The sequence below is a fragment of the Novipirellula sp. genome (assembly GCF_041583735.1).
In the GTDB taxonomy this organism is placed as follows: Bacteria; Planctomycetota; Planctomycetia; order Pirellulales; family Pirellulaceae; genus Novipirellula.
Genome location: NZ_JBFHFD010000272.1, coordinates 1 through 10,591, shown reverse-complemented (window position 1 = coordinate 10,591; position 10,591 = coordinate 1). Strand labels below are relative to the sequence as shown.

The following is a 10,591-nucleotide window of genomic DNA, read 5'->3' as shown; positions in this document are numbered from 1 at the left end:
CCAAACCGCGTGACGACATCGCGTCGGTTTAACCTCATTGTCTGCCTTCATCGCACCGCATGCTCTACTCGCAATCGGATGAGCCGGAGAAGGTTAAAAGATGTAAAAAAATGCGTAAAGGATGTCCAAAACGGATTACACGCTCCGGTTCACGACCTAGTTACTGCAGCATCTCAATCAGTCATTTGGAAGTACAGAACCCGATTTGTCTCATCCACAAAAATAGTTGGCCGATGCGAAAGCTGGCCATCTGCCGGTTCGTAAAGTGTGCCCATCGCATCGGTGGCCGGCAGCATCCAATCAGCGTTGCCACCATAAAACTCAGAATTGCGTTTAATATCGTGTTCGTCAAACGGAGATGGAGCGTTGCGAGTCGCCTTGTAGCCGGTACGATCCCAATGAGCTTCAAACTCGGAGATCGCGTGAGCGTTGAGCTCGTCCACGGGAGCAGCAAAACGATACAGCAGCAAGCGACCTCCCATCCCGACCGAAGCCCGGCAGAAACGGAAGTCTGTCGCAGACTTTGGCAGTTGATGTGAAAGCGTGTTCTGCATTGCCGTGACGGTGGGCTGAATATAGCCATCGGACTGCGTTACCAACGGTCGTGAGGCAGTGACATTCACAAGCAACGCAAGGGCAAAGAAACAGACACCGACCGCAACGACCGTGCGATAGAACCAACGCCAAAGTGTTTTCATGCGTGAACCGATTTGAAAGTGCCGAACTTCTTCGTTGAGTGGGCGACGTCCAAAATGCTTCCTAACAACAACGTGTTTCGCCCACTTCGACATTTTTTTCGACGCCAAGTGTCGTCCGGCAACCGTCATGACTTGACCTCAGAAACCTGCGGAACAATCGATCTTATCAGGAGGGTGCCAAGCTTGGCAGTCGTTAACGTAACGAATATCAGCGACCGTGCGATGTTTAAGGCAATGATTCGCCGTAGCACACCCGACGGATTGACGCTAAGCTCAAAGCATCCGAGTCTTACAATCCTCTGAACAAAATACCGAACGATTTCGCGTTCGTTAGCAGGGCGAAATCAGCAAATGAAATTTGATGACTACAAAACGGACGGCTTTTACGACGAAATCTTTGAAGCTTCCGGCGTTCCCCGCGAGGTTTCCGAACCGCTGATCCAGCGAATTGAGTCGTTACCCGAAGGCGATTTGCATCGACGTCAGCAGGCGGCTGAGGCGGCGTTCATGCAGATGGGGATCACCTTTACGGTTTACGGGACAGACGAGGGCACCGAACGAATCTTTCCGTTCGACATCATGCCTCGGGTCATCGAACCCGACGACTGGTCACGCATCGAGCGAGGGCTTAAGCAGCGTATCGAGGCGTTGAATCTCTTCGTAAACGACATCTACCACGACCAAAAGATCGTCAAGGATGGCGTGGTTCCACGCGAGTTGCTCGAATCAGCAGATTCGTTCCGCCACCAATGCGTCGGATTGAATCCGCCCCGTGACATTTGGGTTCACATCACAGGGACCGATTTGGTGCGTGATGACTCGGGTGAGCTTCACGTGCTTGAGGACAATTTACGATGCCCCTCGGGCGTCTCGTACGTGTTGCAAAACCGCGAGATTCTAAAAAGGACGTTTCCTCGTCTGTTCGAATCGATGCAAGTCCAGCCGGTTTACGATTATCCGAACCGTTTACTCGCGGCACTTCAGTATCTTGCACCCGATGGTGTCGCAGAGCCAACGGTCGTCTTGCTGACACCTGGGATGTACAACTCAGCCTACTTCGAGCACGCCTACTTGGCGCAGCAAATGGGCATCGAATTGGTCGAAGGCCGCGACTTGGTCATCCAAGGTGGCTTCGTGATGATGCGGACGACAAAGGGGTTCCAGCGAGTCGATGTGATCTATCGTCGTATCGACGATGACTTCATTGACCCCAAGGCCTTTAGAGAAGACTCTTGCCTGGGGGTTCCCGGTTTGATGGAAGCCTACCGGGCGGGCCGCGTCGCGCTTGCCAATGCGCCGGGCACCGGCATCGCGGACGACAAAGCGGTCTACGCCTACGTCCCTGAAATCATCAAGTACTATCTGAAACAAGACACAATCATTCCGAACGTGCCCACGTTCCTTTGTTCGGAACCGGAGCAGCTAAAACATGTGCTGGCGAACCTGGACAAATTGGTCGTCAAAGCGGTCAATCTGTCCGGTGGTTACGGAATGTTGATTGGGCCACACTCGACCAAGAAAGAGCAAGACGAGTTCGCCGCACAGATCAAAGCAAATCCACGCGATTTCATCGCCCAACCAACGCTGGCGCTGTCGCGAGCCCCCACGATCGTCAACGATCAATTCGAGGGGCGACATGTTGATCTACGTCCTTACATCTTATACGGCGAAGACATCTTCGTGATGCCGGGCGGTCTGACGCGTGTTGCACTTCGCAAAGGATCGTTGGTCGTCAATTCATCGCAAGGCGGCGGCAGCAAAGACACCTGGGTCGTTGCTAAAGCAACACCCGCTCAAACACAGTCTCAATCGCAATCAACTTTGAAGGACTCCGAAAATGCTTAGTCGGACAGCTGATGCAATCTATTGGCTAAGCCGATACATCGAACGGGCGGAGAATGTCGCCCGATTCGTGGACGTCAACTTCACGCTGGCATTGGATTTCCCCGACGATACGGTCAAACAGTGGAAACCGCTAATCGCGACCACGGGCGACGAAGAGATGTTCGCCGAGCGGTACGACGACATGAATGAGCAAAATGTCATTCAGTTTCTGACGTTTGATCGCGACAATCCAAACTCGGTGCTGTCGTGCCTTTGGTTTGCTCGAGAGAACGCACGTGCGGTCCGCGATACGATCTCGTCAGAGCTGTGGGAACAGGTCAACCGTTTCTATTACCTTGTCAAGAACGCGGCTGGTTCGACGCCAATCGATTCGCCCCACGAGTTCTATGCACAAATCAAATCCGCGAGCCATTTGTGTACCGGAATCAGCGAATCGACGATGTCACACACCGAGCCGTGGCATTTCGCTCGACTCGGACGCATGCTTGAACGAGCCGATAAAACGGCGCGTATCCTGGACGTCAAGTACTTTATGTTGTTGCCGCATGCGGATTACGTTGGGTCGCCGTACGATGCGCTTTTATGGTCAACGCTGTTGAAATCAGCCAGCGCGTTTGAGATGTATCGAAAACGCTATCGTGCCATCAAGCCGAATCGCGTGGTCGAGTTTCTCGTTCTCGATCGCCACTTCGCACGTTCGATGCATTTCTGCGTCAACAATGCCGATGTTTCGCTACGAGCGATCACGGGAAGCGAAAGCTCGACATTTAGCAATCCCGCCGAACATCGGCTGGGGCGATTGCGAAGCGAAATGGACTACGGTGAGATTGGCGAGATTATCAAGGACGGACTGCACGAATACTTGGACGACTTTCAAGGCAAGCTGAATGAGGTCGGCGCGGCGATCTCTGAGACTTTCTTTGCGCTCAAACCCGTTGCCGCGACCAGTAGCCGCGAAGCCAAATGATATTCCAGATCTCGCACCGTATCCACTTTCAATACGACGATGCCGTGATCATCCAACCGCTCACCATCCGGCTGCGTCCTCGCAGCGACGGTGCTCAGCGAGTGCTTGATTGGCGTTGCGAACTGACTCCCGATCCATCCGCATCGACGTCGATTTTAGATGTGTTCGGCAATGTCGCGTTTCAGGTATCGTTCGAAGGAAGTCATCGCGAACTGACAATCAACGTTGAATCCGAAGTCGAAGCGTCACGGATCAATCCATTCGACTACTTGTCGCTTGATTCGCGAGTGACCAATTTGCCCGCGTTCTATGACCTTCGTATCGGACAAGCTCTTGCACCGAACTTGCACCGACAAACGATGGATCTCACGATTGGCCATTGGGCTGGCGAGCTTTCGGGATCCGTTGGATGGCAAACGCAACCGTTTCTACTGAAGCTGTGCGAAGAGATCAATCGCAACTACACGACGGAGTGTCGCTATGAAGGGGCCACCTTCTCGCCCACGAAAACCTTTAACGAGAAGCGAGGTGCCTGCCGCGACCTTGCGGCGCTGTTCATGGACGCTTGTCGCACCCAGGGATTAGCCGCCCGCTTCGTTAGCGGCTATGTCTACGAACCCAACCGAACGCATGGCTCTGAACTTCACGCCTGGGCCGAGGTCTATCTGCCTGGCGGCGGATGGCGGGGCTATGACCCAACCCTTGGCATCGCCGTTGCCGACGCGCATATACCGGTTGCTGCGGGCCCTGAACCCGAGTGGGCGGCCCCAACCGAGGGCTGTTATATCGGCACGGGTGATTCAATTATCGATTACCAGGTGAAGGTCACTCGCAAACTCGGCGACGGAACCTGAGTGACCTGCTCCGCTTCTCTTACCATCGATCTGATGGGATTGCCGTACGGAACCAACGCCAACCAGATGAAACCTCACCTGAGAAGTAGGATCGTTTTAGAAAACATAATTTCACTGAGATTGACTTGATTAATTGGCAAAGTGTTCTGAGCGAGATTGATTGCGTTGTCGAGCCATGTCGCGGTCAAGGTCGCGTTGCTGACTACATCCCTGCGCTCGCGGCGATCGACCCGATGAAGTTTGGTTTGGCCGTGGCGCTTGGCGATGGCAACCTTCACACGCTCGGTGAGGCTGATGAGGCTTTTTCGATTCAGAGTATTTCCAAGGTGTTCACGCTTTCGATGGGACTGCGTAAAGTTGGCGAATTGCTCTGGGAAAGCGTGGGACGCGAACCCTCGGGATCGCCCTTCAACTCTATTGTGCAACTCGAATTGGAACGCGGAATCCCTCGCAATCCGTTGATCAATGCCGGCGCGATCGTCGTGACCGATCACTTGGTTGAGCAGCAAGGCTCCGATGCAATGATAGCGGAATTGATCGAGCGGATGCGAACGCTCGCCGACGATCCATCCATTCACGTGGATCAAGCTGTGGCGCATTCCGAGTCCGAGGCGGGCTCGCGAAATCGTGCTCTTGCCTACTTCATGAAATCATTTGGGAATCTGCGAAATCCGGTCGAGGAGACTCTAAAAGCGTACTTTTCACACTGTGCGATTGCAATGAATTGTCGCCAACTCGCACGTGCCGCTTTGTTCCTGGCATACGATGGCACCGATCCTGTCAGCGGAGTCCAAATGGTTAGTAGCGAGGCATGCCGCCGGATCAATGCCGTGATGATGTCTTGCGGTCACTACGACAACAGTGGTGACTTTGCTTATCGAATCGGTTTGCCGGGCAAGAGTGGTGTTGGGGGAGGCATCTTGGTCGTGGCCCCAAGGCACGGCACGATTGCCGTCTGGTCACCGGGTCTTAATACGGCAGGAACATCTGAAGTCGGCAGTCTTGCACTCGAAACTTTGATCCAGCAAACGGGATGGTCAGTGTTTGTCTAGCGGCAGCGCTCGGTAGGATGAAGAACCAATTCGTGACTCGACCACAAGCAGGGATCAACCGCAGTCGAGGTCGCGAACAAAGTCCTGATCGGGATGGATGCGATCATTAAACCGTTTCTTTCCCGTGCAATCGGCGAATAAAATTGCAGCGAGCAATACCAGAGCCACGCCAATTGATATTGTAAATGTAGTCATCATCTCTGTTTCGATTCGGCTTCGGGTATGGGTCTAATTCCGGATCGAACCGTGAACATCAAGCAAGAGCATTAGACCTGCAGGCAGTGGCGGTTGGCCATACTGATGCCGCTGACGATCGCGCCGACGATGCCGACGAAGCCTTGATCGGTACCGCACAAAAAGACGTTAGGCAGATGCGTCGTGCCATCAAGCTGCTTGTCCGGCGCCCCGTAGACGGCACCGTTGTCGTGCCACGTGAAGCGGCGAATCGTCTTGGGGGTGAAGACGTCGGTATCGACCACGTGACGACGGAAATCGGGCATGAAACGAACCGCCGATTCGATTGCCGCATCGTACTGGATTACTTTCTCGGCGCGGTATTTCGCCTCGGGCAACGCACACCAATGATCATGATTGGCCAGCGTGGTAATGCGAATCACTCCTTCGGGCAATTCGCCTTCCTCGGCGTCGTAGACGTAATTGTTCGGCGAACAAATCACGCCGGTGCGAACGTCACACAAACGATCTTCGGGGCGTTCCCAGTGAAACCGATCGCTGTCGTTGTAGAACACGATCGTACGATCAAACCCGATCTCTTTGGGCAGTTTGTCGAGCACCGAAATCGACTCGATAAACGACAATTTGCCCGCGCGAGCGACATCGACTTCGCTGATATCGTCACACATTCGCAACGTTTCGATATTGCCTGCGGACGACAAGATCCGCTTGCCTTCGATGATCGTGCCGTCGTCGAGCACGACGCCCACGGCGCGACCATTGTCGACATGAATCTTCGAGACCCCACTGCGTAGTTTCAGCTCGCCACCAAGTCCGCGAAACTTGCGGACCAAGTTCTTCAGGATCAAACGCACCCCTTTGTAGGGACGCCCGAAGCCTTCCAAGTAGCAGGCGCGAAACATGATACAGAACTGGCCAAAATCCATATCGTTTTCGCGGGCGTTGCCGTACCACATCAACGGACAGAGCAACATTTCGATCAACAGCGGATCGGACAAGTGAGTTGCCATCACCTCGCGAGCCGAGCGCATGAAGCTAGGGTCGTCGCCATCCATGTCGCTGTAATCCAACAACGCGGCACAGAGCGAGCGAAAACCATCGATTTGGCCCGGGAATTTTTCGGCGATCTCGTTTTCGAGCTGAGTGATGTCGTTATCGAAATCGAGCGACATGTCGGGAAAACGGATCGACGAGCCGTTCTGCTCGGCCAGCTTGAAATCTTCCCAGCGAAAACGAAGTTGGCGAATCAGCTTCGCTAGCGGCCCTTTTTTGTCGCCTTTGCGTGCGAAGTTTGTCATCGCATGCAACCCGACATCATAATCGCGACCGCCCATGCGGTAGAACGAATTGAGTCCACCGATGGTGTAGTGCCGCTCGAGAATGCAGACGCGTTGATCGAAGTGGGCCAAGCGGATGCCGGCGGCAAGCCCACTCATTCCCGCGCCGATGATAATCGTATCGTACAAAGGGTGAACTTAACTGCTGGCGAATAACGTGGCGTAGAAATGCGATGCAAGATGCACCGCGTGAAATACCGCGATCGTCGTAGAAGTCGTTAGCGAACTAAGACTTGACGATGTCTTTCATCTTCGGTTCGAGGTAGCTGACCGTCGAACTCATGCTGGCGAGGTTCCCGTAGTCTTCCTCAGGAATCTGAACGCGATGACGCTTGCGAAGCTCCATCACAATGTCCAAGAAATCCATGCTGTCCAATTCCAATTGCTCGCGGAATGGTTTCGCATCATCAAGATTTTCCAGATCATCATCGGGCGAGATGTCTTCGAGAATATCTAGGATCTCGTCACGGATTTCAGCAGGGGTCATTTGTTTTTGGAATTGGAGGAATAGGAAACAGAGATTTTTGCAATGGAGAAACGCGAACTAAACTCGACCGATAATCACGACCGAGTTGATCCCCAGCATGCCAAAGGAATTGTTCAGCACGTAGTCGACTTGGGCCACCTCTTGAGGCTCGTTGATCACGAGCCCATTGAGATCACAATCCGGGTCAAGTTTATCGACATTGATCGTCGGATGGACCACTCGATCACGAAAGGATGATAAGTTGCCGGCAAGTTCCAGGGCACCGGCAGCTCCCATGGCGTGCCCAATATAGCTTTTTGTGTTGTTGAATCGAACCGTGCTGCAGTTTCCGAACACGCTGCGAAGCGCTTTACATTCCTGGGCATCACCGCTGCTGGTGCCGGTGGCATGCGTGCTAACGATATCGATCTGCTCGGCATCCAGCCCGGCTCGCTTCAGCGCCATCTCGACGCATTGAGCTTGTCGCTCGGGGTTGGGCAAGACAAAGTCGGTCGCGTCGGTGTTGATCGCGTAACCGACCAGCTCGCCGTAAATTTCGGCTCCGCGAGCCTTTGCGTCACTGAGCCGCTCGAGCGTGTACAAACATCCGCCTTCGGCAACCACGATGCCGTTGCGGTCGACATCGAACGGACGAGACGCCTTGGTGGGATCTTCGTGCGTGGCCAAAGCGTTTTGGCTATTAAAGCTGGCGAAAATACCAAACGTATGAATGCTTTCGCTGGTCCCGCCGGCGATCGCAATGTCGCATTCGTTCAGCCGCAGCATCTGAGCGCCTTGGATCAGCCCCGCATTACCGGCGGCACAGGCAGCCCCGATCGTGTAATGGGGACCGGTCACACCAAGATTCAGCGAGATTTCGCCTGCCGGGTTGTTGGCGACGGTACGCGGATTGTGGTGATGCGACCAGCAGCTGGTGTCGTAGTCGAAACCTTTGATGACATAGATTTCGTTTTCGGTTTCGACATTGCCGTGTTCGGTCACGCCGACATAGATTCCGACCCGTGACTTGTCGACGTTTTCCCAGTCTAAACCGCTATGAGCGATCGCTTCGTTGGCGACGTAGACGCCGACGCTGCCAGCCCGGGTGCCGCGGCGGACATCTTTTTTCGACTGGTAACGTTTGGTGTCGAAATCGCAAATGCCGGCAAGCGTCTCGCCGAAATAGCGGATTTCGTAGGGCTGGACGCCGCTACGTTTTTCCAGCAGCGATTGGCGGAACGACGTCCAATCGTTCCCATTGGGAGCGGTTAGACCGATACCGGTAATGACGATGCGCTGGTCGTCAGGAAGCTGAGATGCACGATTCGGGGCAATCACGTAGGCAGCTGCCGAAGGGGGTGACTGAAACGGGGGAAGCTGAACGGCTTCTAAAAACCGTACGAATACAGGCAACGTAACAGTGGATTTGGTTGGTTCAGCAAGTGTCGCAGGCTAACAATTCCGTTAAAAATTGGCAACGCCCTCAAATTCGCTTGCGGCTCGGAATCGTTAGTAGAATGCGAATTTCCAGGCGAATCTGGGGAGATTCGTCCCTCTCGCGGCGGTTGACGATGCGGATTGCTCCGGAAGCTGATCTTGTTAGCTGGCTGTCACAAAGTGGGTAAGATCCCAATCTGCCTAGCTAGAATGCCCTTTTCGCGTAGCCGAAATCGTGCGTTAGTTTGGGGGGCATACATCAATCGGACGAAAGTCTTTGTGACTTTTGCTACGAGCCCCCCCAAAAAAAACCGACGCCCCCCTTTTTAGGTTGACGTCGGTTTTCAAAGTCATCGAATCGTGTTGTCAAAACGGCAATCGCTACATTTTTGACCGCAAGCGGGTCTCGTTAGAAACCTGAAGGTGATGCGACCGAACCTGGGGTATCGTCGTCATCCGTCGCTAGAGGGATCGCGATCGCCGCACCAATTCCACCGAGCAGTCCGAGGCCGCCAAGTCCACCGCCGCCACCGCCTGCGCCGCCAGCAACTCCGCCACCACCGCCACCTGCGAATCCGCCACCACCACCGCCGTGGACACCACCACCGTGAAATCCGCCACCGCCGTGGTGCCCGAATCCGGTCAGTTCGCTGCCGTTAGCCGATGGGATAGGCTCGGCCATCACGCTGGCACCAAACGGATCGATCACGCCAGGGATCATGGCTGGAGGGACCATCACCACAGGCAGCAAACTTGAGGTATCGCGGTTCATCACCGAAACAAACTGGTGGCTAGGCTCTCGCTTGCTGGCCACGTCGTTTTGCCCTACGGCTTCGAACGCCAGCGTTGCATAGCCGGAGGGGCCCGCGGCAACGATACCGTGGGGACCGCTACGAACGCCTTTGAATTGGAACGCACCATCCGCCTCGGCATACGTTTTTCCAACCGCCACGCCTCGGTGCATCAGAACAACTTCGGTTCCCTCGAGCGAGACTTCGCGGCCCCCTTGGGTCAGCACCGAAACGAGTTGGCCGCGGAGCTGTCCGTCTTCGGCAAGTTCGATGCGATTGCCGGTTCGCGAGGTGTCGGTAGGGATGTTGATCGCAACCTCACCCAGCTGGCTGGCGTGTTTATTCGAGAACTGCTTGGTGTAGCGATCAATCCACGGCATCAGTTTGCTCGAGTTGACTTGAGCGAGCGTCATCCGCGCCGGCGTCGAATTCGCGGCGGTAACGTCTTCGGGACGCACAAACATCAATGTCGAACCATATGCGTTCCCGTTGGATGCAACGACGGCATAGGGTTCAGCCGAGATGCCAGTCAGCCGCACGATGCCTTGTTGGTCGGCTTGGAATTTGCGAGCGCTGCCGTTGCGATCGACGACCGTCACGGTGGCGTACGACAACGATTGCCGGCTTTCACCGCTAGGGACCTCCAGCTGCAAAAGAACCTGGCCCCCTTGCTGCATATTGACGGAATTGTTCGCAGGCAATCGAACCACCGATTCCGCGTTTGCCGCTTGGACACCGACCGATGTCGCGATGGCTGCCAATGCGATAAGCATTTTTGATTTGATTTTAGTCACTCTATTTGGCTCCCCGTGCTGGACACGGCCTTGGGGGCCGCATCTTGGATTATTTTTTCGTTTGCTCATCCCTGAACGAGATAAGTCGCCAGGAAAACCTACGACATGGCCCAAAACAAGCAAGAAAAAACTGGGCAAACGCGGGGGGACTGTTG

Annotated in this window: 10 protein-coding genes; 4 read left to right on the top strand and 6 right to left on the bottom strand. The window is 54.6% G+C overall.

From position 1 onward, the window contains the following. Positions 1-173 precede the first annotated feature (173 nt). Positions 174-698 carry a hypothetical protein gene (locus ABX962_RS19315; RefSeq protein WP_372721665.1) on the bottom strand — a complete coding sequence of 175 codons (525 nt, stop codon included), beginning with the start codon at positions 696-698 and terminating at the stop codon, positions 174-176. Between the two features lie 351 nt (positions 699-1,049). Here ABX962_RS19315 and ABX962_RS19310 point away from each other — a divergent pair, with 351 nt between their 5' ends. The 4 genes from ABX962_RS19310 (at position 1,050) to ABX962_RS19295 (ending at position 5,416) form a co-directional block, all read left to right on the top strand. Then, entirely contained in the window at positions 1,050-2,543 is a 1,494-nt protein-coding gene (locus ABX962_RS19310; protein ID WP_372721664.1) for a circularly permuted type 2 ATP-grasp protein, read from the top strand. After that, a complete protein-coding gene (locus ABX962_RS19305; RefSeq protein ID WP_339937951.1) occupies positions 2,536-3,510 on the top strand; it encodes an alpha-E domain-containing protein in 975 nt (324 codons plus the stop codon). The genes ABX962_RS19310 and ABX962_RS19305 overlap by 8 nt, the downstream gene beginning before the upstream one ends. Then, complete coding sequence (locus tag ABX962_RS19300; protein ID WP_372721663.1) at positions 3,507-4,364, top strand: transglutaminase N-terminal domain-containing protein; 858 nt, start codon at positions 3,507-3,509, stop codon at positions 4,362-4,364. The genes ABX962_RS19305 and ABX962_RS19300 overlap by 4 nt, the downstream gene beginning before the upstream one ends. Positions 4,365-4,489: 125 nt before the next feature. Further along, positions 4,490-5,416: a glutaminase gene (locus ABX962_RS19295; protein ID WP_372721662.1), complete on the top strand. Its 927-nt coding sequence runs from the start codon at positions 4,490-4,492 to the stop codon at positions 5,414-5,416. 54 nt (positions 5,417-5,470) lie between these two features. Here ABX962_RS19295 and ABX962_RS19290 read toward each other — a convergent pair whose 3' ends face one another. The 5 genes from ABX962_RS19290 to ABX962_RS19270 all read right to left on the bottom strand — a co-directional run bounded on the left by ABX962_RS19290 (position 5,471) and on the right by ABX962_RS19270 (position 10,415). Continuing rightward, the gene (locus tag ABX962_RS19290) at positions 5,471-5,614 is read right to left on the bottom strand and encodes a hypothetical protein (protein ID WP_372721661.1); all 144 of its coding nucleotides are present in this window, start codon (positions 5,612-5,614) and stop codon (positions 5,471-5,473) included. Between the two features lie 68 nt (positions 5,615-5,682). Then, complete coding sequence (locus ABX962_RS19285; protein WP_372721660.1) at positions 5,683-7,077, bottom strand: phytoene desaturase family protein; 1,395 nt, start codon at positions 7,075-7,077, stop codon at positions 5,683-5,685. Between the two features lie 97 nt (positions 7,078-7,174). Continuing rightward, entirely contained in the window at positions 7,175-7,435 is a 261-nt protein-coding gene (locus ABX962_RS19280; RefSeq protein ID WP_008695476.1) for an acyl carrier protein, read from the bottom strand. Positions 7,436-7,492: 57 nt separating this feature from the next. Beyond that, a complete protein-coding gene (locus tag ABX962_RS19275; RefSeq protein ID WP_339938114.1) occupies positions 7,493-8,752 on the bottom strand; it encodes a beta-ketoacyl-[acyl-carrier-protein] synthase family protein in 1,260 nt (419 codons plus the stop codon). 508 nt (positions 8,753-9,260) lie between these two features. Beyond that, a complete protein-coding gene (locus ABX962_RS19270; RefSeq protein ID WP_372721659.1) occupies positions 9,261-10,415 on the bottom strand; it encodes a hypothetical protein in 1,155 nt (384 codons plus the stop codon). Between the last annotated feature and the right edge of the window lie 176 nt (positions 10,416-10,591).

Coding starts and splice junctions, on each gene's coding strand:
- ABX962_RS19280 (WP_008695476.1), bottom strand. CDS start 7,435: ATGACCCCTGCTGAAATCCGTGACGAGATCCTAGATATTCTCGAAGAC.
- ABX962_RS19300 (WP_372721663.1), top strand. CDS start 3,507: ATGATATTCCAGATCTCGCACCGTATCCACTTTCAATACGACGATGCC.
- ABX962_RS19305 (WP_339937951.1), top strand. CDS start 2,536: ATGCTTAGTCGGACAGCTGATGCAATCTATTGGCTAAGCCGATACATC.
- ABX962_RS19310 (WP_372721664.1), top strand. CDS start 1,050: ATGAAATTTGATGACTACAAAACGGACGGCTTTTACGACGAAATCTTT.
- ABX962_RS19270 (WP_372721659.1), bottom strand. CDS start 10,415: ATGCTTATCGCATTGGCAGCCATCGCGACATCGGTCGGTGTCCAAGCG.
- ABX962_RS19290 (WP_372721661.1), bottom strand. CDS start 5,614: ATGATGACTACATTTACAATATCAATTGGCGTGGCTCTGGTATTGCTC.
- ABX962_RS19315 (WP_372721665.1), bottom strand. CDS start 698: ATGAAAACACTTTGGCGTTGGTTCTATCGCACGGTCGTTGCGGTCGGT.